General features: G+C 58.6%; 22 protein-coding genes and 4 tRNA genes. 10 read left to right on the forward strand and 16 right to left on the reverse strand.

The genetic code is table 11. The annotated features are described in order from the left end of the window. The 12 genes from KF814_16960 to KF814_17015 form a co-directional block, all read right to left on the reverse strand. Entirely contained in the window at positions 1-447 is a 447-nt protein-coding gene (locus tag KF814_16960) for a hypothetical protein (GenBank protein MBX3237839.1), read from the reverse strand. Further along, entirely contained in the window at positions 444-698 is a 255-nt protein-coding gene (locus tag KF814_16965; GenBank protein ID MBX3237840.1) for an Lrp/AsnC ligand binding domain-containing protein, read from the reverse strand. Before KF814_16965 ends, KF814_16960 begins: the two co-directional genes overlap by 4 nt. 123 nt (positions 699-821) lie before the next feature. After that, positions 822-2,543, reverse strand: a complete 1,722-nt coding sequence (locus KF814_16970; protein ID MBX3237841.1) for a hypothetical protein — start codon at positions 2,541-2,543, stop codon at positions 822-824. 103 nt (positions 2,544-2,646) lie between these two features. Then, positions 2,647-3,138, reverse strand: a complete 492-nt coding sequence (locus KF814_16975) for a response regulator (protein MBX3237842.1) — start codon at positions 3,136-3,138, stop codon at positions 2,647-2,649. A gap of 66 nt (positions 3,139-3,204) precedes the next feature. Beyond that, positions 3,205-4,065, reverse strand: coding sequence for a hypothetical protein (locus KF814_16980; protein MBX3237843.1), 861 nt, complete (start codon positions 4,063-4,065; stop codon positions 3,205-3,207). A 123-nt stretch (positions 4,066-4,188) separates the two neighbouring features. Beyond that, complete coding sequence (locus KF814_16985; protein ID MBX3237844.1) at positions 4,189-4,914, reverse strand: hypothetical protein; 726 nt, start codon at positions 4,912-4,914, stop codon at positions 4,189-4,191. A 770-nt stretch (positions 4,915-5,684) separates the two neighbouring features. Beyond that, a tRNA-Arg gene (locus tag KF814_16990) sits at positions 5,685-5,761 on the reverse strand. A 108-nt stretch (positions 5,762-5,869) separates the two neighbouring features. Then, a complete protein-coding gene (locus tag KF814_16995) occupies positions 5,870-6,286 on the reverse strand; it encodes a hypothetical protein (GenBank protein ID MBX3237845.1) in 417 nt (138 codons plus the stop codon). 76 nt (positions 6,287-6,362) lie between these two features. Next, on the reverse strand, positions 6,363-7,745 hold the full coding sequence (locus KF814_17000; protein MBX3237846.1) for a DUF4340 domain-containing protein: 1,383 nt from the start codon (positions 7,743-7,745) through the stop codon (positions 6,363-6,365). 4 nt (positions 7,746-7,749) lie between these two features. Continuing rightward, complete coding sequence (locus KF814_17005) at positions 7,750-9,279, reverse strand: GldG family protein (GenBank protein MBX3237847.1); 1,530 nt, start codon at positions 9,277-9,279, stop codon at positions 7,750-7,752. Further along, on the reverse strand, positions 9,270-10,040 hold the full coding sequence (locus tag KF814_17010; protein ID MBX3237848.1) for an ABC transporter permease subunit: 771 nt from the start codon (positions 10,038-10,040) through the stop codon (positions 9,270-9,272). Before KF814_17010 ends, KF814_17005 begins: the two co-directional genes overlap by 10 nt. 7 nt (positions 10,041-10,047) lie before the next feature. Then, complete coding sequence (locus KF814_17015; protein MBX3237849.1) at positions 10,048-11,013, reverse strand: ABC transporter ATP-binding protein; 966 nt, start codon at positions 11,011-11,013, stop codon at positions 10,048-10,050. A 265-nt stretch (positions 11,014-11,278) separates the two neighbouring features. On the opposite strand from KF814_17015, the gene KF814_17020 reads away from it, so the two are divergent. The 5 genes from KF814_17020 to KF814_17040 all read left to right on the forward strand — a co-directional run bounded on the left by KF814_17020 (position 11,279) and on the right by KF814_17040 (position 14,589). Then, entirely contained in the window at positions 11,279-11,644 is a 366-nt protein-coding gene (locus tag KF814_17020; protein ID MBX3237850.1) for a hypothetical protein, read from the forward strand. Between the two features lie 61 nt (positions 11,645-11,705). After that, positions 11,706-12,362 (forward strand): hypothetical protein, encoded by a 657-nt coding sequence (locus KF814_17025; GenBank protein MBX3237851.1) that lies wholly within the window; start codon positions 11,706-11,708, stop codon positions 12,360-12,362. A 354-nt stretch (positions 12,363-12,716) separates the two neighbouring features. After that, entirely contained in the window at positions 12,717-13,376 is a 660-nt protein-coding gene (locus KF814_17030; protein ID MBX3237852.1) for a septal ring lytic transglycosylase RlpA family protein, read from the forward strand. A 130-nt stretch (positions 13,377-13,506) separates the two neighbouring features. Further along, on the forward strand, positions 13,507-13,719 hold the full coding sequence (locus KF814_17035) for a hypothetical protein (GenBank protein MBX3237853.1): 213 nt from the start codon (positions 13,507-13,509) through the stop codon (positions 13,717-13,719). Positions 13,720-13,767: 48 nt separating this feature from the next. After that, the gene (locus KF814_17040; GenBank protein MBX3237854.1) at positions 13,768-14,589 is read left to right on the forward strand and encodes a HEAT repeat domain-containing protein; all 822 of its coding nucleotides are present in this window, start codon (positions 13,768-13,770) and stop codon (positions 14,587-14,589) included. 11 nt (positions 14,590-14,600) lie between these two features. Here KF814_17040 and KF814_17045 read toward each other — a convergent pair whose 3' ends face one another. The 4 genes from KF814_17045 to KF814_17060 form a co-directional block, all read right to left on the reverse strand. Further along, the gene (locus KF814_17045) at positions 14,601-15,035 is read right to left on the reverse strand and encodes a hypothetical protein (protein MBX3237855.1); all 435 of its coding nucleotides are present in this window, start codon (positions 15,033-15,035) and stop codon (positions 14,601-14,603) included. 7 nt (positions 15,036-15,042) lie between these two features. Then, positions 15,043-16,440 carry a HEAT repeat domain-containing protein gene (locus KF814_17050; protein MBX3237856.1) on the reverse strand — a complete coding sequence of 466 codons (1,398 nt, stop codon included), beginning with the start codon at positions 16,438-16,440 and terminating at the stop codon, positions 15,043-15,045. A gap of 1 nt (position 16,441) precedes the next feature. After that, positions 16,442-18,601, reverse strand: a complete 2,160-nt coding sequence (glgP, locus tag KF814_17055; protein MBX3237857.1) for an alpha-glucan family phosphorylase — start codon at positions 18,599-18,601, stop codon at positions 16,442-16,444. A gap of 69 nt (positions 18,602-18,670) precedes the next feature. Beyond that, positions 18,671-19,510 (reverse strand): hypothetical protein, encoded by an 840-nt coding sequence (locus KF814_17060; protein ID MBX3237858.1) that lies wholly within the window; start codon positions 19,508-19,510, stop codon positions 18,671-18,673. A 135-nt stretch (positions 19,511-19,645) separates the two neighbouring features. Between KF814_17060 and KF814_17065 the strand changes: the two genes are divergently transcribed. The 5 genes from KF814_17065 (at position 19,646) to KF814_17085 (ending at position 23,436) form a co-directional block, all read left to right on the forward strand. Further along, positions 19,646-21,736, forward strand: a complete 2,091-nt coding sequence (locus tag KF814_17065) for an ATP-dependent helicase (GenBank protein MBX3237859.1) — start codon at positions 19,646-19,648, stop codon at positions 21,734-21,736. A gap of 73 nt (positions 21,737-21,809) precedes the next feature. Next, on the forward strand, positions 21,810-22,742 hold the full coding sequence (locus KF814_17070; GenBank protein MBX3237860.1) for a hypothetical protein: 933 nt from the start codon (positions 21,810-21,812) through the stop codon (positions 22,740-22,742). Positions 22,743-22,979: 237 nt separating this feature from the next. Then, positions 22,980-23,065: transfer RNA gene (locus KF814_17075), tRNA-Tyr, on the forward strand. A gap of 115 nt (positions 23,066-23,180) precedes the next feature. Continuing rightward, positions 23,181-23,255: transfer RNA gene (locus KF814_17080), tRNA-Gly, on the forward strand. Between the two features lie 105 nt (positions 23,256-23,360). Then, positions 23,361-23,436 (forward strand) — tRNA-Thr (locus KF814_17085). Positions 23,437-23,522: the final 86 nt, after the last annotated feature.

The raw sequence follows: 23,522 nt of genomic DNA on the forward strand, positions 1-23,522 counted from the left end.
TTACAGCAGCCGGAGGGCGTTCTTGATCAATCGAATTTCGTTGGCGGCGCTCTGCGGTAACGGTGACTCGGCGTCTTCCCAGGAATCGAACAGGCCATCTTTCCCGCGGTGAAACACCTGCACCCGTAACCGAGTCGTTGTCTCGTCCTGAGGGATCACCCTCGTCTCAACGCGACTCTTTCCCGTTCCGAATCTCCACCGTAAGAGCCCGCTCCAGGGGCCGTGGATCTCTTTTCTCATACCCGTAGTGAGATTACCCGCGTCGTCCTGGTCGACTTCGTACCCACCCTTCGTCAGGACTTCCGTCACCGCCGATTTCACTTTCTCGGCCGGCGCTGCGAGGATGACTTCCACAATATCCGGTTCTGGGGCGGGCGGACCGCTCGCGCACCCAGGTGTCAGGACGAGCAACAGCAACCAGATTCGCCACAAGGGGAAGCGAGTCACTTCTTTTTCTCTTCCCGCAAGTTGTAGACGAGATGGGTATCGGTCTGCGCGACACCGGGGATCTCATGGATTCTCGCTAGCACGAGCTGCGTCAAGGCATCCTGGTGTGGAATCTCCACGATAGTGAAGATGTCCGGCTTGCCCCAGCAGGGATCGATTTGCTTGATCTCTTTGATATCTCCTAGTGCCTTGACGACTTTGGACGTCTGGCCTGGGTGGACACTGATCAATACGTAGGCTCGGTCCGACATGGAGCGGGTTCTCCTCGCTGAGGGCGTGAACGACCGGCGATTCGGCGATGGCGCCAAGAACCCTAGCGGATCACCTAGGGGAAGTCAACCGAACGGGCGACGGTTCGGGATCGAAGCGACGGCTCATTTTGGGGCAACGATGACTTCTATGTTCAGGCTATCGCTGACGCTCGTCAGGTCCGATTCGAGGCCGCGCGGGTTGCCGACTCGTCCCTCTGGATCGTAGATAAAGCAAAAGAGCGTGCGGCCATCACCGCGTCCCTCGAAGTGTATCTGGTCCGTCTTCAGCTGATCCGCCAGGTTGCGCGCATTGAGTCCAGAGCGCGTCTTCTTGACGACGATCATGGTGCGTTCGCGGTCGAGTAGGTAGCTGGCTCGGCGCTTTCCCTCGGCGTAGGGGGGCGTCCATTCCTCGACTCCCACCTCATCAAATTGAAGACGGAGGAGCGCGTAGAACAGATCCTGGAGGTCTTCCTCGTCCTCGATCTCTAAGGTCGGGCGGTACTCGTTTCGCAGCCGCAATTGTCGAGCCACCAAATGAAAACGTGTGCAGAGGCGTCGCAGCAACTGATGAGATTCGGACTCTTCGACCGGAGCGGCCGAAGTCGGCGTCGGAGGTGCTTCAATTTTGACTTGCTGTTCCGCGACAGGAGGGATCGTCGTCAGTCGCGGAGGAGCGGCGGGTGGTTCGATTTTGGCCGGAGGTATCGTGCTGTCCACGAGAGAGGTTGCGCCCGGCTGGGCGGGGACAGAGGAACTAGAGATGGAGCGCGGGATTCGTGCGGTGTCGACTTTGACTGTTCGAGACATGTCCGTCGAAGGTTGATCGGACATTGGGAGGATGTCCGGACGCGAGAGCGTTGGGGGCTTTACGCCTGCGGGAGCATCGAGCATCGAGGGGAGCGGGAGTACCTGGGGGCGGTCCAACTGCTCCGTGGATCCGGCAACCGGCGGGTTTAAGGGCATCGGTGCCGCGACTGGCTCTGGCGTCGCTTTTTCTGGCGAGAGTGATGCCCGGGGTGGCTGCGTTTCGACTGCAGGTGCTACTAGGGTCAGCGTAGAGGGCTTGATTGAAGACTCTGGCTCAGACGACTTGGCTGGCATGACCTCCACTGGTGGGGACGGTGGGGTCACCGGAGCCGTATCTGTCTTCGGAACGATCACTGCCGCCGGTGTAGACGCCGCCGGAGGGACAGCCGTTTGGAGAAGAGGGCTTGAGGGGGCCTGCTGGATTGGACGGCGCAATGAGGAGTCTTTTGCCGGGATTGGCTCAGCTTGCGGTGCTTGCACGGGAGGAGGAGCCGCCGGAGCAGGGGCCGCCATGGCCGTGTGTGATTCCACCGGAGTCGGGGCAGTCGCCACTGGGGGGATGGTCGCTGCCAAACTCGCCGCGACGGTGGAAACCGGTGCTGGCACGTGGGGGATTTCCACCGGTGCAGGACTTGGGGGGACCGGCGTAAGGGTGGGATGTTGGGCGATCGGCGACGCCTCGGCAGCAGAGGGCTTGAGGCCCAGGAGTTCGGCCTTTTGTGTTTCCAAGGTTGCGATGAGCTCCTTCAGCAGCCCAATACTCTGCGCGGCCTCAGCTTTGTTGCCGGTTCGCAGCTTGTGTGCCTTGTTGGCTTGGTATTCGGGAGATTTTTCGCCGAAGATGCGTCGAATGGTTTCGCGAAGGGACAGTTCGGTTCTGGCCAGAACGGCGTCACGATAGGGAAACCCCTCGCGGCTCAGATCGTCGATCTGAGCGCTGAGTTCCCGAAGTTTCTCGATGCCTCGAGATACTTCCTCGGCCGCTGCGGCCTTCGTGCGCGCTCGCGGCTGTTCGGAGGATTTTGCTCGTGCCATACGTGGTTCGATCGATCTCTGACAAGTCTAGCCGAGGGGGGGGAGGCTGGCAAGAAATGGACGTGTTTGTGCTCAGGGAGAGGCGATGTGTCTTTGGAGATGGTCAACCGAACCAGTCGATATCGCCTTCACCGGATTTCGCCTTCCGATTCGGATCGGCGACGGGCGGCGGCGCAGCCAGCAACTGCTGGACCAACTCAAGCAACCCGGGGGCTGAAAAAGGCTTGCGCAGGAAAGGCAGATTCGCTCGGATCATTCCCCTACTGCGCAGTTCGCCGGCGGACGTGCTCGACATGAGCAGGATCCTCACCGGTTTGTTCCCGCTCAACAGCCGGTCCACCATCTCACCCCCATTGACTCGGGGATAAGGATTATTTTCCACCGAGAGTTGGAACGCCGGCGGCGGAAGCAGGATGTCGGTGACAATAAGATCGATAGGATCACGGTGGGTGGCATGGATTTTAAGTGCCTCGGAACTTCCGGAGGCCTGGAGTACCCTATAGCCGGCTCCTTCCAACACTTTGGTGCACAGCAGCAAGATTCCCGGATCGTCATCGACGATCAGGATCGTGGGCGGGCCGGATGGTGCTGTCATGGCGAACTCCTCGGGCCGAATCCAGTAGGCTGGGCGTGATTCGGTCCTCTTTTGGGTAAGCCGTTCTCAAAACGGTGTGGGGTGGTGTTTCAACCGTTCGTACTCCCGTTGTTCACAAATCGATTGCTTGTTCTTGAATTCCTCCGGCATGGCGGCAAAGCGCAGGGAACAGTAACGTTGGGCTTCCCGTCGTCGATCGCCGTCCTGCTGTTCCTCGAGTTGTCGGAGGCGTTCCGTGAGGTCGACGGCGGGTAGTTCCGCCTCGGCCGACTGTGAAGCACGGGCCGGTTCCGCCACGGCTTCTTGACTCGAGCGTGGATTGGGGCCGTTGAGTTTCCATCGGGTGAGCATATCGTCGTGGTTAAACACCATCGTGAGGCCGAATTGTGAATAGTCCCAGATCAGTTCCCCCGTGTCGGGTTTGGCCCAGATTGAGCGGGGTAATCCATATCGAGTGAACACTTCGTCCCGCAGCATGCCGATGCGGGGAGTGAGGTTTCGGATGGCTTTAACCTGGGCGGCACTCGGGGAGATGTCACGCGGAGCGCTGCGGTTCGAGCGCCGCGTCAGCTGGTCGAGGGCCGTCCGCGGGGCCCGTAAAAGACGCCAAACAGTCACCAGCCCGTTCGCACAATCCGTCGGATGCATGTCCTCGAACACCATCTGCGTATCGATTTGAAATCCCTCTACTTCCGCTGCCCGCGTGAAATTCTTGATCTCCTGGACTGCGGTGAAGTAGGCACGCTGGCGACCTTCCTCGACGTTCGGTGCACAAGAGGCTCGTCCGGTGAAAAACACGTCATCGGCAAAGTGGAATACTGCTTGCTCAGTCCAAAAGGGGCGATTGTCGGTGGCCGCACTCGCGGAGGAATGGCCGGTGAGCACAATCAGGAGGCAGGTCGCGATAGACCACGTGCGGAGACGCATCAAAGCCTCGGGAGTTAGGAAGAGTCTGATCGCTGCAGTATAACGCGGAGGAACGAAAAATCGCAAAACTGCGATTTTTCGCAGGAACAGACCGGAGGACTGCCGGGCGGCAGAGCACCGCAATCAATACGTTGTCGGATTGCTCTGGGATTGTGAGGAGGAGGAACTGGTATTTGCCGGAGGGGTTGCCCGCGGCGCGGCGGCATCATGGCTCATGACGCCGGATCCGCTCACGCAGAGGTGTTCGGGGGCGTTGGATCCGGGATTGCGCAGCCCCCAGGCGGTCGCCAATGCATGGCAGGCGAGGACGCTGATTCCGTCTTCCAAATTGCCGAAGCGGTCGGTAGCCTGGGCTTTGCCGCTCCACTCGATTTCACCGGTGTTCACGTCCACGGCCCGGAGCGAGATTGAGGCGGCATAGACCCGTTGATTATGCGGGAGTCCCGAGTCCCAGCCCACCACTTCCCAGGACCCAACTTCGGCATTGGCAAAGACAACGAGCCTCGCTCCGACCAGCTTAGCCATACGTAGGACGTCGGTCTCGAGGTATTGATAGCCGCTCAGGCTGACCTTTTGGTCGGCAGCCGCCTGTAGGACCTTGGCTTGATCCACGACGAGGATGCCTTTTTTGAGCAGCCAGGTGCTGACGCTTTGTACCGTGTCAGGGCGTCCGCCCCATACAACGGCGCGCGTATAGGGGGCAGGAAGCTTGGCGTGGAATCCGTCGGTAGTCGGTGTTTCGATGGTGGAGTAACTTCGGCAGCCGCCAAAGTTGAAAAGTGCAATCGCTCCCAAGAGTATCGGGAAGCCTGTCCGGCTCAGTTGTCGGAGAAGCTCCAATATTGGCATGGGCGGCCGCACGTGTGAAGCAACGGGGAATGACTTGGACTCATTATACATGAATGAGCGGAGGTCGTCTGCGGAAAAGACAATTGCAAATCAAGGAGGCAAACAACCGTAGAGGAGCGCGTCCTAGGCAGTCGTGGAACGACTGCCGGCCTCCGTCAGCCGTTGCGCATCGGTACGAGGTGAGGCGTACCGTGCGACCTAGTTTAGATAATCTCCACCTGGGGGAACGAGGCCTGTTCCGGCGAAGTTCCCGGCCGCTCGGTACGAATCATCAGCTGAATTGCAATGAACGGCACGATGGCATAGCCCAGAAGGATCAGCGGAAAGTGCAACATGGCAAGTACTCCCTGTTTAATCGCTATCGAGAGGAAGTAGGTGCAAGGGTGGTACCTGCGTCTCGCTGGTTGTGACCGTTCCATAACTATTTGATTCCATTCGACCATGTGGAGGAGCGTGGTTATTCAAGACCGGCTGGCATGTGAAACGGTGGGAAAGAACTGTTCAGCCCCGACATTTTGCGCTGAGCCTAAGGACCTATGGATACGTGAGCCTTTGGCTGAAACCCCTATACAGAACACGCGGCCTGCGGGTTTCCCAATCATGGTATTACTACGTAGTTGAGGGGGCACGCAGGGCTGGCGAGAGGGCGAACCTTTGTACAAGCGGAATGTGACTATGACGGAATGAAATCGATACTTCCTAGCGGCAAGTCGAGCGGTGCGGGATCAACGGAGCTCCGTTGAAGGGCCGAAAGAAACGAGGCGGTGAATTGGTGCCCCCGACACGAATTGAACGTGCGACCCGCGGTTTAGGAAACCGCTGCTCTATCCAACTGAGCTACGGGGGCGTGGGATCTACGATACTCAAAACCCGGGGGTTTGTCTATGAACGAAAGCGGCAGCCGGAGGAGCCTGTGCCCGCTCCGGCCGAGCTTTGATAGGAATGGACGTGCCGATTAGCGCTGATTGGCCTGGTCGCGCTTGCAGCTTTCGATGGCCAACATGCGCTGTCCAGCCGAGGCATCCTTTGGGATGCGGGCGGTACAGGCTTCGAGGCTATCGCCCTGTGTGCCGGAGGCGGAACGGTCTCCGCTCTTGGCGCTGGCAGTGCCGACCACTGCCTGACGAAGGGCTTCGTCGCGCTTGCAGCTCTCTTCGGCCACCATCCGGGTGCCGGCTGAACTGCCGGACGGAATGCGGGACAAGCAGGCTTGAAGCGCATCCGGTGCCTGGGCGCTCTTGACGGCTGAGCCCGCTGCGGCTCCCGATGCACTGCTTCCACCGGTCATGGCCGCTTCTTCGGTCGCGCACGCACCGAGCATGAGGACGGATAAGGACAACAGGATCGCACTGGGTAATTGCAGATGCTTCATGGACCACTCCTCCTTCTGGATCACAGCAATGGCGGGCACAGTACCATAAACCCACCCTCACTGGAAACACCTTCCTCTACCGGGATGCGCGTTTTGTTGGGCTCGGTTCTTGACCAAGGAGGGCCAGGCGGGAGGGGATTTGGGTGAGGAGATCCGAACGAACCTGGAAGACCCCTTGAAAACGGTGACCCACCGCATAGAGCAGACTGCCGACTTGGTTGCCAAGGGCCAAGCGGCCGATGACTTGACCGTTTCGGCCGGTCGCGATGAATTCCGCCACCGGCGCCACGAGACCGTATGGAGCCAATGCTCCGGTCTGCTTGAGAATACGCTCTTCCGCAGGCAAATTGACGATGCGGCTTACAACTAGATCGGCAACGTCCTGTCGGAGTTTGTCGGTTGGTTGATCCTCGAGCACCCAATCGTTTTGGTCACGGACGAGAACGTATTGTTCTTCTCGCGTCTTGACCGACAACATGGCGATGTCCGCAATGTCGGCGCCCAGCAGCCGTTTGTCCTGCAGAGCGAAGAGCTCCTTGGTGAGGTCCTTGATCGCGGTCGGGCTGATCTTGTAGATGGGGCCGTCGGCTGTCGTTTGGGCATAGGCCTCCCCGCTGGTCGGGTCGGCTTGATAGAGGCGTACGGTCTGATCAATCCCGGCCGCGTGCAACAGGACCTTCACCCTTGGCTTGGTCAGGGTTTTCGCAAGCGTCTCCCGCTCGGGGCCGGCATCGACGACCGCTAACGCGCGAAGATCCTCGAGCCGGAACAGCAGAGCTTGAACTTCCGTACGGTCCGCCTCGGTTTCGATGGGATACCGGATCTTCCATTTCTTTTTCGGTTTCTCGTTGAGCGCATACAGCAGGATCTCGTTCGTCGGGTATGTCAGCCGAAGGCGTTCGATGTCCTGATGGGCGAATTGCAGCAGTTCTTTGCGACGGAAGGAGAGCAGCGTCAGGTTCAAAAAATCCTTGGGGGCTAGATCCGTCAAGAGGACGCTGTGATCAGACTCGCGCAGCACATAAAGAGTTGAAGACAGCGGCCCGGCGTCGCCGATAGTGATCGTGTCCTGCTGTGAGCCGGCCGTAATGGTGACGACGGTGCTGGGATGATCCAATCCGAAGGGAGCCAGCGAGGCCGGCTTGGCTTCCACCACGCGCGAGACTTTTCCAACGATCAGGGCGCGAAGTAACGCTTGAACCTGTCTCCGATCCGCATCGGTTTGAATCGGTGCGGTGACTTTCCAACTCGAGGCTGCTTCACGTCCGAGCGTAACTTCACCTGAGAGGGTACGCACCGTCAGACCGGTAATGTCCTGCTCCGCAAACGAGAGGAGTTGCTTCGCCTGTACCTCTGAACTTTCAGCACTCCGTTTCTCGGGAAGCTCGATCCAATAGAGGTAGCCCCCAAGGCCCGCAAGCACCCCTGCCATCACGAAGGTCGGCCAATAACGTTTCATGGAATTACAAGCGCCGCCGCTTCCGCCAGACCATGACGCCTGAAAGAATTGTAACGGCGGGGAGCAACAGCACCTGCACATAGAGGAGGATTCGCTCCTGTAGCGGACTTGGAACGAAGGGGTGGAGCGCGGGATCTTTGGGCGTCAGCGACACGAGCTCGCGTTCTTCGGCCAGCCAGCCGATGGAGCGCAAAAAGAAATCGCTGTTGCCCGGGAAGTTGATATAGCCATTGCTGGCAAACGCCGAGTTCCCAACCACGACAATCGCTGGGCGCGGCTTACCCTCCTGCGGTGGCATTTTGGGGCTGAGCGCTGCAGCCATGGCCAGAGGGCCCTGCACGTCTTCCTTTTCACTGTAGCCGACAACCCGGCCCTTCATATCGGTTTCGGCCCAACTGCGCGGCGACGTTCTGGCCAGGGGAACGTAATCCCAGTCCTTGCCGGTATCCTCATGAAAATTCACATGCTGCGCCAGCGGGAAGAGGACGGCTGCCGTCATCTCGTGCGTGATTTCATGCTCGGTGAAGGTGCGCACTAGAAGCGCGGTGAGGTCGCCCTGCGCCAGACGATCCTGAAGGTCCACGAGGACGCCGGGGCCCAAGTCCACACCCCACGCCTTCAAGAGATCGTCCAAGCCTGCCTGTGTATCCGGGTCGACGAGGGCCATGACGTGCCCGCCCTTCGCCACATAGGCCAGAATTCGGTCCTTCTCTTCCTTCGTAACGGGTCGGCGAGGGCCGGCTAAGACGAGCACGTCCGTATCGGCCGGTACCGCGATCTCTTGCAGCAGCGTGACCGTACCGACCTCATACCCCTGTTTTTGCAGCGCTTCCTTGGTCAGGGCTAAGCCGCCTCGGTCCTTATCCTCAAGGCTGCGCTCGCCGTGTCCTTCGAGAAACAGAATGCGCTTTTTGCTGTCTTTCGACACCCGGATGAGCGCGCCCGTAATTTCCACCTCGGATGGAGAGGTGATCCGAACCGATTGCGGGCCGCTTTCGAAGATCGCGGTATCGGTCCGGGTGATGCCGTAATTTTGGGCCACCTTCGGTTGCCGTTCCGGGTCGACGAACTGCACACTCAATTTATGGCTGGCTTGCCGATAACTGTCCAGCCGTTCCTTGTAGCTCTGGTAGCCCGGATCCTTTTCTCGAGTGAAGACCGTGATTGAAACCTCCCGGGGGAGTCCTCTAAGCACGCGGTGGGTTTCCGGCGCCAAGGTGTAATTCTGGTTTTCCGAGAGGTCCCAGCGAACGGAATGGCGAGCGGCCAGAAAATTTACGATGATCAAGATGCCCACAAAGAGCATGACGACCAGAGCACTGTGTGCTCCCGCCCTGGTGGAACGGCGCGTGGAGAAGGCCTTGAATTGCTCGAGGTGCGCAATAAAAAACCAGGTCAGGCAGAGAAGTGCCAGGGCCTCACAAAGTGTGACCAGCCACAGTTTGTCCGGCGCCAGGGTATATCCGATCATGCCGGCTAAGGCGAGCCCGGTACCGATCGCGCCTATGGGAAGGTTGTGCCGCGTCATTTCCACCGGGACGATTCAACAACGTGGTGTGCCAGGAACAGCATGAGTGCGGTGCCGCTGAGGTAATACGTGAGATCCTTGGTGTCGACGAGACCGCGGACCAGGTGGTCGAAGTGCTCCATGAACGAGAGATAGGACACGACGGCGCCCCCCGTGGTGTCACCCAGCAGCGAACCGAGTCCGGCCAGCAGCCAACACATGAGCAGGAGCCCGAAGCTCGTAAAGGCCGCTACAATCTGATTCTCAGTAATCGACGAAGCAAACACACCGACCGCGAGGAAGAAGCCGCCGAGTAAGGCGAGGCCTAGATAACCCGTCAGTACCGGATACCACTCGAAGTCGCTGAATAACGCCAGGGTGAAGGGGACGAGCCATGTCACTGCCAGCATTCCCAGGAAGACGAGATAGACGCTCAAGAATTTGCCCATGACGATCTCGACCGTGCGGATCGGGGCCGTCATGAGGAACTCGAAGGTGCGGAGCTTCCGTTCCTCGGCGAAGAGCCGCATCGTCAGGATTGGGAGAATGAGCAATAGGACGAACCGCATGCTGGCAAACAGATTCCTGAAAACCAAGTCATTCAGGTTGATCTGCGCGGTCCCTCCCTGCATCTGCGCCAATTGAATCGCTTGCGCACCCGTGAAGACAATATATAGATATGCAAGGAACCCGAAGGTGAGGAGGAACACGCCCCCAACGACATAGACGATGGGAGAGACGAAATAGGAACGGAGTTCTTTTCCAATGATTGCTTGGACTGGTGTCATCGGGGACTCATGCCTCAGTCGCCGTCGCAGGATCGGCTTTTGTCACGCCGTCCTCATGCTGAGTCAGGCGGAGGAAGACATCTTCCAGTGTCATCGAGACGGTTTTCAGTTCGAGCAGGCTCCAACCCTGTTGGATGGCATACCTTGCAACCTCCTCGCGGAGATCTCGCCCGAGCTCACATTCGATTAGGAAGGTGCCGGGCTCCGAGGCCGGGAGAATGTGTTGCACGCCCGGAACCGTCTGAAGGCGCTTCGCCGCGTCGGGCGGCGGGTTTCTGAGGGTGAGGCTGACTTTTTCAGAGCGACGCAGGCGCGCCGACAGTTGATCGGGTGTATCTTCGGCTACGATCCGCCCGCCGTTGATAATCACGACGCGCTGGCAGACTGCCGTTGCTTCCGGAAGGATGTGGGTACTCAAGATCACAGAATGGGATCCCGCCAGGCTCTTGATGAGTTCACGGATCTCGATGATCTGTTTCGGATCAAGCCCCACGGTTGGCTCGTCTAGGATTAGGACGGGGGGATCATGTAACAGAGCCTGCGCGAGCCCCACCCGCTGCCTATAACCTCGCGAGAGGTTTGCAATTAATCGATGACGTACGGAGCCGATGGACAGCCGCTCCAGCACCCGGTCCATGGCGGATGACAGGGCCTTGCCGGTCAGTCCACGAAGTTTACCGACGAAGGCAAGGTACTCGTGTACGGTGAGTTCCTGATAGACCGGTGGAGTTTCGGGCAAGTAGCCGATGTGTTTTTTGACCTCTTCTGTCTGATCAGCACAGTCAAAGCCTGCCACGCGTGCGGTGCCCTCAGTGGCCGGTATAAAGCAGGTCAGGATGCGCATCGTCGTGGTCTTCCCTGCCCCGTTCGGGCCGAGAAACGCCAGTACCTCTCCCTTGTCGACACGGAATGTCACACGGTCGATGGCAGTCAGGTTTCCGTACCGCTTGGTGATGTTCTGAACTTCAATCATGCGGTGGCGACGGCGACGGACAGGGGCTGGATATAATCGTAGCGCTGACCGATTCGGCGTTTGGTGTGGTGAACCGGGCTGATATTACCGAGCAGCCTGAAGTCAGTCAAGAGAGAGACCCTCCTCAGTGATCCGCGCAGCGTGCGAAAACTCCCGTCTCCGACTTTACACTGCAATCAGTAACTGCTAAAGTTCCGCCACTTTTGCGCTGGAATTTTCCCGATAACCCAGTATGCCGGATTCGCCGGAATCAGATGAGGGTGTGATGATGCAGTCCCGTTCGGCCTTGTTAGGACTACTGTTGGTTTCGGCGGTGTTGTGTGTGGGAGTTGCCGGCCTCGGTACGGTTTCCAACGCCGTCTATGCTGCGAATCCCAGCGCCCACGAAATCCGGGGAACGGTAGAGTCCGTTAGTGCAAACGACAGTCCTCCCGTGATCGTCGTGAAGGGCATGCGTGGTCCGAAGGAAGAGATCGTGGTCGGAGCCATTGTGAAACCCGGCACCCCTATTCTTCGGGGAAAAAAGAAAACCACTCTGGAGCAGATTCGCCCCGGTGATAAAGTTACGATGAAATACAGCAAAAATCGGGAGGGCCTCACCGTGCGGTCAATCGTCATTCAGACACGGTAGGATCTCTGGGAGAAGAAGCGTCCGGTATATCGAGAGGATACAGGGAGGTACGAGGAATCCTATGAGACGAGATCCTAATCGCATTGGAGCGGCGATGCCACTGGTGTTGGGTATTCTGCTCATGGTGGGCTGTTCTGGAAAGGGCGACATCATTCCGGTTAACTTGGCGGTCAAGCCGGCAAAGGACGGCGCCGGTGCAACGGCGGCCGTGAAGCCGATGGCAGCTCCACGGGTGACCGTGGTGGCATTCGACGATGGTCGCACGGATCGCACCAAGGTTGGCACCCGCAACTCGTTGTGGGGTGGGGAGAGCTACTTCAATGTGCCGAGTGGAAGTGCGGGAGAAGAGACGGCGCAGGCGTTGGCCGATTACCTCAAGCGCAAGGGGTGGCAGGTGCAATACGCCAAGGTCGCTCCGCCGGTTTCCGACAACGGACCTGATATCGTATTGTCCGGCAAGATATTGGACATGGCCGTAGAGGCCAAGGGCGGGTTCATGTTTACGGATATCAGCGCTCGCAACAAGCTGACGATCCAGGGAAAGAATCGGAGCGACGACAGCTCGATCTCGGATACAGTCGCGCACTCCGGCACCTACAATGTATTTTGGTTCGAACCGCAGGACGGGGAGGATATACTTTCCGAGGTGTTGGAAAAGAACTTCGAACGGTTTGTCCTCAATACCAAGTTTGATGATAGAGCCATCCGTTTTCGTTGATTCGACTCGACCGGATTGACTGGGAGAGAGTCGGGGCCGGTTTTGTACAGCCGGGAGAGCCAAGAGGCTTTCCCGGCTGTCTTGTTTTGGAACAGCCTTGGCCGGGGTAGCTGTTCCACTCAATTCTTCGGTTGACGCAGCCACGCTCCTCCTTTATATAGGCGCGGTCAGCATGTAACGGAGCGCCAGACTCTCGGTTCCAAGCCCGCCCTTCATCATCTTCATGCTTTGGTAGGGCGTCTGCCTACTCGGACGGTATTGTTGGCGACCGGATTACTTCGTAGCCTGACGGAACGCGTTGACGGTTAGAGCCACAGTGACGTTCAACCTCAGGCTGATCGATGAGGTGCTTTCATGGTGACGATACTTCACACGCGTTCTTTCCGGAAGTCGGCTATTGCAGCACTCCCCCTTGCTGGCTGTCTCTTGCTCGGTGCCTGCTCTTCGATTCAGAAGGGCGAAATTCCGCTGGATATGGGGATTAGGGATCGCGGAGTCGCCTCCTGGTACGGCAAGGAATTTCACGGCAAGCAGGCGGCGAATGGTGAGATTTTTAACATGATGACGTTCACCGCCGCCCATCGCAAGTTGCCGCTGGGTACGGTGGTGCGCGTTCTTAATTTGTCGAATGGTAAGACGGTGAAAGTGCGGATCAATGACCGGGGGCCCTACATCGAAGGTCGAATGCTGGACTTGTCGTATGCCGCGGCCCGCGAGTTGGGGATGGTGGAAGTTGGAATCGCTCCGGTGCAGATTGAGGTGGTCGGCGATCATGGGCCGGTTATGCCGATTCCGGCGTCGATGATTCCCAGCGTGGCAGGGACTATCCTTAGAACGGACAGTGCCTCACCAGGTTCCTATTCGCGTCGGTCCTCGGGCTACCACTCACCGGTGGTTCAGATTCGGGAAATGCCCAAAGAGGCCTTGTATGTCAGGCGCGAGCGCCGCATCGGCTCGATGCTGGCGGCGGATCACACCGCGCATAACACGGTTCCAGTCCTCGTCCTCTCGTAACCTGCATTTCGATTCTGCAGCTCAGTTGACAGTTCTCGACTCAGTTGTCTAGACTGCACAGTCCCGCAGCGGTGTGCTGCGCCGCTGCCTCTCTTTTGCTACGTGCCCAAAGCTGGAGGCTGAAACCGGAATGGCGAAAAAAGCTGTGCGTGAATCGGACGAAACCAGGCTCAAGAAGAAACTGTCGGGGAAAAAGAAGGACGATGGCAACGGCAACGCGGTCCTTCGTCGTCTCCGCAAGCGCTTGAAGCGCACACAGCGAAAGCGTCGGGCGTTGGCGCTGAGGAAGAAGCATGCAGGGGGCAGTCAGAGTGACGGAAAGGCTGAGGGCGTTGCCAGCTAACACATTGCAGACCGTCCAATTTTTCTCGTGGACAAGGGGAAGAGCGTTATGAAAGACGAGCGTGAGATGGATCAGCCGCAAGAGACTGTGTCAGGCGTGCCTGCTGTCGATGAGGCCTTGACCGATCAGGTGTCTGATCAACTCTCTGCTTCGGCGGACGCGGGCATGTTGGAACCTGTTGATCCCGCTCAGGAGGTTGTCCTCGAAGAAGAGCAGGTCAAGGATGAAATCGATATCCAAATCGATCTCCTGAAAGATCCGGACTGGGTCGTTCGCCGTGAGGCCGCCATCACTTTGGGTGAGATGGGTGATGAGCGGTGCGTCGACCCGCTGGCGCAGGCTCTCCGTGACGGCGACTGGCAGGTTCGTGAGGTTGCGATTGAAGGTTTGGGCCAGATTGGATCGCCGGCCGTTGAGATTTTGCTCAAGTTACTTCGTGATTGGGACGTTAGGAAGTATGCGATTACGGCTCTCGGAAAGATCCGTGACGAACGTGTTCTTGAGCCGCTGATGCGGCAGCTCCATAACGACGAATTCAAAGACGACGCGACGGACGCGCTGGTCAATTTGGGTGAGCCGGCCGTGCCGGGCTTGATCAAGGCATTGAAGGACAAGGATGAGCTGGTCCGTAAACAGGCTGTCATTGCGTTGGGTCGGATCAAGGCCGTTGAGGCGATCGATGCGTTGATCGAGATGCTCCAGGACAAAGATTGGTTCACCAGGCTCACGGCCGCCGCGGCCCTCGAAGCGATCGGAGACGAGCGGGGACGCGATGCCATCAAGCCGCTGCTCAAGGATCCCGATATGGTGGTCAAGATGCGGGTTGAGCGCATCTTGGCGAAGTGGAAGAAGCAAACAGCAAATGCCTGACCGCTTGCCGGCTACTTGTTCAGCAGTACGTCCAATTCTTTTTGGACTTCGTCGAGTTTCCCGTTCGGCACCTTCCTACCCAGGGAAAGTTCAAGTCTGATCTCGCGCACCTTACCCGTCAGCTCCTTGATCTGAACATTTGGGTCGACCTGTTTTCCGCCGCGGGATGCGGCCTCAAGCGAGTCAACCGCCTCCGCCAGCTGTTTCACCGCGTCTCCCGAATTCTTGTTGAGCAGTTCTGCTTTGGCTTGCACTACCCTGGCTTTGGCATCAACGAGGCCCTGCCGTCGTCGAAGGTCCCGTTCGATGCCGAGTGTGGTATCCATGACGTTTCGAGACAGATCCTTTACGGTCTGTTCCAGATCAGTGGTAGGACGCTTACCCCAGCTATACCCGAGTACAAAAGAAACCGTGAGCAGCACCAGCAGGCCTAAAAACCTAAGCATGCGGTTGTCAGCCCTTTCGGGCGCTCCCTGGTTTGTCGGGTTTTGAGAGGGATTGATACATACTGGCCGCTGCTGCAATCCGTACCGCGGGATCGGTGTCCTGAAGCCCCTTTTTCAGGGTCGGGACCAGAGTGGCCGATCGGGCTTTGCCTAAGGCGCGTGCCGACAGGAGTCTCGGGAGAGGCTGTTGATCACGGAGGAGGGCCTCCAAGATCGGCAGCGATTTTGCCGTGGGGGCTGCGCCGAGGGCCTGAGCTGTGGCCCCACGAACCGATGGGTCGGGATGGCGGGCCAGGTCGGCCGCGGTAAGTACCACCGTAAGGTCGCCGAGGCGGAGCAGAGCTTCGATCGCACTGGCGCGAACGTGCAGATCGGGATCACGCAGCAACGGCTGCACGACCGTCTTTCCCTCAGCCAGCCCAAGTCGTCCGATGCTGCTTGCGGCGACGCTTCGGACGCGGGCACTCTCATCGCCGAGCGCATGAGTCAGCGGGGCTAATCCCTGCGCGCTGCCGAATTCACCAAGTGCACCAGCGGCAAATGCGCGCACGGCTGGATGTGGGTCATAGACAGCCTGACTCAGTGTGGCCAAGCTCGTGGGCTGGCGCAATTTCCCAAGTGTCCCTAGGGCTGCCATGCGTACTTCCGGATCGGGGAGCGTCACCGCATTGGTGAGATCTGTCAGGACGTCGGCCCTTCCGAGTTTGTAGAGGCCGGCTAGGGCAAAAATTGATTCAGGACCTTCGTCGACTCGCGCAATCGTCGTCAGTTGCTCCTTGATGTCGATGACTTGGGCTTCGCTCAGGGCGTTCATCGCCGCGATGCGGACTCCTGGGGCTTCGTCCCGCATGGCACGTTTCAGCGCCGACGAGCGACCTGCTTGGCCGCTCCGCCCTATCGCTTCTGCCGCGCGAGCACGGACGAGCGCTGAAGAATCCAACAGGCCATCCTCCAGAAGAGGCAACACGTCCTGCAGCTTCAATTCGGCCAGAGCCGTGAAGGCTTCAATGCGGATGTGCTCTTGGCTGTCCCGTACTCGGCTGGTAATGAAGGCTTGGCTCAGTTCTCGCAGCAATTCGAAGTCATCGGATTTGTCCGTCTGAAGAAGCTGTGGGTAGAGTTTCCAGCCCTCTTCCGGCTTGCCAAGCTTGATCTGGCTCAGAATGGCGTATCGAATCAGTTCTCGGGGCGCTTGCTGATCCGACGGGACGGTACGGAGGATGTCCAGCACGCCATCGTAGCGGGCGGACTTGTAGAGCGCGGCTGCCTGTTGTTCTGCTGATGGGGAGGGAGCGGCCGAAATGACGGAGGCCGGGTGTCCCGTCAGCAGGCAAGTCACCAGGATGGCTCCCAGAGGCCCAAGCAAGTGTCGGCTCACCGGTTGAGTGACTGCCCGGCGGGTCACCTCACCACTTCTTGGGTGTTCGTGCGGTGGCCGGTGCATACATCTGTCCCATATACTCCTTGACCATCCGTTTGGTGCAGAAGCGTGGGGCAATAGTTTTAATACTCTCCTTCACGATCTGGAGCCAGCCACGAGGCACTCCATCGAGATCGCGTTGGTAGAACAGAGGAACGACTTCCTCTTCCAGCAGCTGGAAGATCTGTTCGGCATCATGCGCATCCTGGGCCTGCAGATCCGTGCCTTCCGGCAGCGGCTGAATCCCCCAGCCATTGGCGCCGTTATAGCCTTCCTGCCACCATCCGTCCAGCACGCTGAGATTCAAAACGCCGTTGAGTGCTGCTTTCTGGCCGCTCGTGCCGCTTGCTTCGAGCGGCGCTCGAGGCGTGTTCAGCCAGATGTCGACGCCTTGGACGAGGTATTTAGCCATATGCATGTCATAGTCTTCGAGGAAGGCGATGTGGCCGCCGATCTTGTGATCGTTGCAGATGCTCATGACTTCGTGGATGAAGTACCGTCCGGGCTCGTCCGCCGGGTGGGCCTTGCCGGCAAAGACGATCTGAACCGGCCGCCACCTATTGTGAAGGAGTCGCTTGAGGCGTTCGAGATCTCGAAATAGCAGTGTCGCTCGTTTGTAGGTGGCAAACCGTCTAGCAAATCCGATAGTCAGGGCTTCAGGGTCGAGCAGCGTGCCTCGCGCAATTGCCTGCGTCGGCTGCAGGTGACCGCGGATCCAGCCGTCACGGGCGCGCTCCCGAATGAAACTCATCAGTTTCCGTCTGGTCGTCTGGCGGACGGTCCAGAGCTCGTCGTCAGGGAGGTCGGTGACACGTTGCCACAGCGCCGGGTCATCAATACGCTCCGCCCAATCCGGGCTCAGACATTTTGTGTACAACGAATTCAGTTCCGGCGAAATCCAGGTTGGGGCATGGATGCCGTTGGTCAAACTGCGGATCGGAACCAGATCCTCTGCCAGGCCAGGCCAGAGATGTTGCCACATCCGGCGAGACACCCGTCCGTGCTCTCGGCTGACGCCGTTGACGTGAGCGGACAGTCGCATGGCCAGCGCCGTCATGTTGAAACCGTGTCCACGCGATTCCGGAGTTTCTCCGAGTCGAAGAAATTCGTCGCGGGATAGGCCGAGTTGTCCCCAATAGTTGGAGAAGTACCGATCCATGAGGTGAAACGGGAAGACGTCATGACCGGCCGGAACCGGCGTATGGGTGGTGAACACCGTGCTTTGCCGGATCTGTTCGCAGGCTTCCGCGTGACTGAGTCCCTGTTGGACGAGTTCACGCACCCGTTCGACAGTCAAGAACGCGGAGTGGCCCTCGTTAGAATGCCACACCATGGGGGTCAATCCGAGTGCGCGCAGCACGCGCACACCACCGATGCCCAAGAGAAACTCCTGGCAAAGTCGGATTTCCTGATCTCCACCATACAGGCGGGCCGAGAGCGCACGATCTTCCGGGGTATTTTGTGGAACGTCCGTGTCCATGAGATAGAGGGACATGCGCCCGGCTCGCACCTGCCAAACCACCACGCTCACACGGCGGTGCCCGATATCGACGGTGATGGTGCAGGGTGTGCCGGCAGGGGTCATGGCCGGGTGGATCGGTGAGTCGTTCCGATTGAATGGCGCATAGGCGGCTTCCTGCCATCCCTCCGGATTGATCCGCTGCATGAAGTACCCTTGCGGGTACATGAACCCCAATCCCACCAGCGGAATACCGAGGTCGCTGGCTTCCTTGCAATGGTCGCCGGCAAGGATGCCCAATCCGCCGCTGTAAATGGGGATCGAAATGTGAAGGCCGAACTCGGCTGAGAAGTAGGCGATATGGCCGTCCTTCAGCGAGGGAAATTGGGTGGCCATCCATGTATTGCTGCTGCTGAGATACTCATCGAAGGTCCGCAGGACAGCGGAGTATTGCCGGACGAAGTTGGGGTCTGCCGCAAGCGCCGCGAGCCGCTCCGGCTGGACGTGCGAGAGCAGTTGGACCGGGTTGTGGTGGGTCAGGAACCAGAGTGTCGGGTCGATGGACTCGAACAACCGGCGCGAGGCTGGGTTCCAACTCCACCAAAGATTATGGGCCAATTCGCGCAGGCGATGCAGATTCGGGGGAATCACGGCGTCAGGTGGATGTGTCTGATCTCGTCCTTGCACTGCACCTCCATGGGATCGGGGAAAAGTTTGGGCCGTCGACCGACAGCGTGGAGCGGGTTCGCCTCTCGCTCAGGCGTGCCCGGCTTTATGCCAGGAGGCCCACTGGTCCGAAAATGCTACGCGGGCGTACCGTTCGCCAAGGATCTTGGCGACCCGGTTCATGAGCGTCGTGAGCTGCCGCACTTCATCCTGCTTCAAGTCCTGCCGGAACCGCGGGTGCAGGCCCCAGCGCGTTTCCACTTCCTCTCCGTTGACAGAGGACATTACACTGACGAGCTTAATGTCGTTGCCGGTGGCCCCGCGCGAAGTGGCCCCGCTACTTGCGGAAGCCGATCCGGATGAGGCCACGGCCGGCGCCGCCGGCTTTTGGCCCTCAAAAATCCCAACGAGGGCCGGAATGACCGCGCTGATGCAGAGAGTCGCGGCACCGCTCACCTGTCCATTGCCGGGTGCGCCGATCAATTCCGCCACGCGCTCGCTGACATCGCGGTACATCTCGTTGCGTGCACGACTGTCCTCGGTGACCAGGAACCGATGCTTCTCGTAGGTCTTTCGGCTTTCCGCGACGGCAGCGCCGATGGTCAAGACAATCTCCATCTGGTCGCTGCCCGAGCCGAACGCTGGCTCCAGTACCTTTTTCATCTGAGTCGTCACTTCATCTTCCAAACTGTCCATGAAGAGTGGTTGCTCTTTCAGCGGAATATGCAGCGCGGACACCCGATCGGCCAGGTTGAACATGGCCTTGAGAAATTCCAGGTAGATGCCCCATTCGTCCTGGCGTTTGAGTTTCAGCGCCTGCTCGGGGACCGCCCGTTTCACCATAGCGACCGATTCGCCAGCCACAGCCAGCATCAATTCGGCAACCGTCTTCAAGTATTCAGTATGCGGAGTTTGCGGAGTCGTCACCATAAGCCTCGCTGCGTTTCGTGCCTGTAATGTGCCGGCATTATATACAAGTCGTTTTGCCGGTCCAAGTGTTGATGTGCCGGGGAAGGGCCTCCGGCGAGCCGGCACACCACGTTTCGTTGAAAGGCGGCTGATGGTATGTTATACAGCGCGTCCGTTTTTCAGCATCACCTTCCGAACCCGGACTCGTTAGACTCCCGTATGGATCGCGACGTCAAACCCTACATTCTCAAGCGAGCGGCTGACGCTGTTTCTCCCGGGAAGCTGTCGCTTGACTATGCTGGGACGTTAAATGCGCAGCAGTATGCCGCAGTGACGGCTGGTGACGGTCCTGCCCTTGTCATTGCCGGTGCCGGCAGCGGCAAAACGCGAACTCTGGTGCATCGAGTCGCGTATTTGATCGATATCGGCGTCGATCCATCGCAGATTTTGCTGCTCACGTTCACCCGAAAGGCCTCCGAGGAAATGGTCGACAGGGCCGGGGGCCTGATCGGGACCCGCAGTCAGCGCGTGTGCGGCGGGACATTTCACTCAGTGGCCAATTTGTTGCTCCGGCGCCACGGCCGGGTGATCGGACTCGAGGCTGGGTTCACGATCATGGACCGCGGGGATGCAGAAGACCTGCTTGCTCTATTGCGGAGTCAGCTGGGGCTCAACGAAAAGGATAAGCGGTTCCCCCGGAAGGGCACAATTGCCGAGATATTCAGCAAATGCGAGAACACCTTGCGTGAGCTCGATGACATCGTGCTGGAAGAGTTTCCGCACTTCTCCGACCATCTGGAGGCCCTCGGAACGTTGCGGGCGGCGTATCTGAAAGCCAAACGTCAGCGGCAGCTTGTCGACTATGACGACCTGCTTGTGTTGCTGAAAGAGGTGCTGACGAAGGATGAACCGACGCAACGGGCGATTTCCCAGCAGTTTCGCTACATCCTTGTCGACGAGTATCAAGATACGAATCGCCTTCAGGCGGAGTTGATCCGGAAGCTGGCCGCAACGCACGACAACGTGATGGTCGTAGGTGACGATTCCCAGTCCATTTATGGGTTTCGGGGCGCGACCTTCCGTAATATCATGGAGTTCCCCACCTGGTTCCCGGGCGCGAAAATTTTCAAGCTCGAGGAAAATTATCGGAGCACCCAGCCGATTCTGAACCTGGCCAACGAAATTATCAGCGAGGCGCCGGAGAAATACTCGAAACGCCTGTTCACGCGGAAGCTTGACGGTCCCCTGCCGGCGCTGGTCGAGGCGGCCGGCGAAAATGCCCAGTCGCGGTTTGTGGCGCAGAAAATATTGGAACTGCGGGAAGAGGGCGTCCCGCTGAGCGAAATCGCGATTCTGGTGCGATCGAGCTTTCATTCGTTCGACCTGGAAATTGAGTTGTCGCGACACGGCTTGCCGTTCGTGAAACGCGGCGGCATCAAGTTCATCGAGGCGGCGCATGTCAAGGATTTGCTCGCCCATCTTCGGGTGGTCACGAACCCGCAGGATGCGGTCAGTTGGCACCGCATTCTCATGCTCGTCGAAGGCGTGGGGCCCAAGAAAGCGCAGGACTTGGTGGCGGCCATGGTGCGGACTGCCGATCCCTATCGGGTGCTGGCCGAAAGCACCGGACGGTCAGGGAAGGGGCTCAAGGAGTTGGCGGCCGTGCTCCAGAGCGTCTCGGGCGCCGATGATCTGAATCCCTCGGAGCAGGTCAACCAGATCTATGAGTATTACCTGCCGATTTTGAAAGATCATCACGACGACTATCCCAAGCGCATTCGCGATCTGGAGCATCTTCACACGATTGCGGAAAGTTACCCCGGCATGACGGAATTTCTGGCTGATCTCGCGCTGGAACCGCCGGATGGTAGTGCGGTCGGCGTGGAAGCCGCCGATCGTGACGACGAGCAACTCGTGCTGTCGACGATCCATTCCGCCAAGGGGTTGGAATGGCAATGTGTCTTTGTCTTGTGGGTGTTGGACGGCAAGTTCCCATCGGTCTTTGCCTTTGGGGCCGACGAAGATCTGGAGGAAGAGCGGCGGTTGATGTACGTGGCGGTCACGCGTGCCAAACGGCATCTGTTCCTGACCTACCCCATCAATATCTACGACAAGAGTTCAGGGATGTTACTGTCCAAGCCGTCGCGGTTTTTAGACCACGTGTCTTCGCACATGGTCGAAACTCTGGCCTTGGTGGAAGAGGGCGGTTCCTACGGATGGGGCGGCGATCCTGACCGCTACACCTAAGACGGCCCGGCGGCGAAGTCCGGCTGTATTATCAGGCCTGCACGCTCACCGTTCATCGATTATCGGCGCGACCATGTCCTCCAGTACGAAATATCGCTTGTGGGCACGAACTTGGTTCGTGCTCCTCTTGCTCGCGGCGATAGCCCCGATAGGACAGGGGACCGCGGCCGAATCCAGCCATAGTGCGGGGCGACGAGGCACGGTTTCTCTCTGGAAGGGATTGGTCGTCGAAGCCAATGTTCTAGGATTGCCTACGCGGTTTCTTTCGCAGATTCCTCCTTCCTTCGTCACCATTGAGTTTGAAGACCTGCGGACTTTTGCCGCCGAATACCATCCGAGCGACCATCGCATGGTACTGAATCGAGCCTTGTCGTTGAATGCCGCCGGCCGGGCTTTGCGCCCCCTTGACCGATTGCCACACAAGGATCTTGAAACCCTGTTTCACGAGCTCTTCCATGCCTATATGGATTTTCTTGAGCATCGCGCATCGGTCGAAGGGGCGGAGAGCTTCGACCTGATTCGATTCGCGCGCGAGCAACAACAATGTCGCTATCAGCGCGTCTTGATCACGCCGGTGGTGCAAAAGAAATCGTCTACGGAGGAGCGGTTCTTGAGTGAGAACGAATCGTGGGAGGCCCTGAATGAAACGTGGGCGCTGTTCGTCGGATGGGCTGTGTGGTCGCAGGTAGAGCAACAGCCTAGTCGTTCCGGGGCCGCACGAGGCCGAATGTCAAAAAAAAATCTTGAATCTTGGGTGGCACGGCTGAAGAAAGCAGAGGATGCGGCGGACCTAACCGGGTACTACGAGCCGGAATCACTCGAAGAGAGGACGGTTGCGCACAAGCGGTTTCTAGCCCCTCCTTTTCGCATTTCATCTCCGGAAGTGATTGTTTTGTTGCGGGAAGTGCTTGGTGCATCAGCTGATCACATCAGTGGGGCCGAGGGGCTACTTAGGAACAGCAGTGCCATTTCGAGCTCCAAAGGCACCTGCAGCGTCTCACCATGAGGACGAAAGACCTTGCATAGAGCATACCCCTTGACAGGGAAATATTTCGCTAATAGAATCGGACGCTTTCGGATCTAGGCCAATCCTCATTTTCTTCAGCATTCCAGCCATGTTTTTCCGCTGGGGAGCTGTGTGTGGTGGGGCTTACTTTCATTCTCTATTGGGGGGTGAAAGGCGCTCTTGCATTGGATTTGTCCTGAACGAAAACGAATGTTGTGTGGTTGTTCCGGCTCGGCCGGGCAGGTACCCAAGTGGCCAAAGGGGGCAGACTGTAAATCTGCTGGCTTATGTCTTCCAAGGTTCGAATCCTTGCCTGCCCACCACACGAAGCCTGTTCGTACCGCCGCTGGTTGCGGAGGCGGTAGGCAATCGGGTGGCGGCGCTGGAGGCCGTACCTGAAAGATAGAAACGTACTTGTTCGGTGGAAGGGAAATCTGGGCGGGCGTAGCTCAGTGGTAGAGTTCCAGCCTTCCAAGCTGGCTGTCGTGGGTTCAAATCCCATCGCCCGCTCCAAACTGAAGACGTGATGTGCTGGATGTGAGGCCGAGATCTGGCTCGGAATGGGAGTGCAGGCAGGGGCTTCACGGGAAATGTACGGCGCGAAGATGAAGTCTGGGTGCCCACGTAGCTCAGTTGGTAGAGCACGTCCTTGGTAAGGACGAGGTCACGCGTTCGATCCGCGTCGTGGGCTCCATCCCGAGCTTGATCTGAACGGGCGCCAGGGCGGGGCCCTGACGATTGGGTCGTATCTTGAGTGATTTCTGAGAAAAGGAGTGATGT

Source organism: Nitrospiraceae bacterium (assembly GCA_019637075.1).
Classification (GTDB): Bacteria; Nitrospirota; Nitrospiria; order Nitrospirales; family Nitrospiraceae; genus JAHBWI01.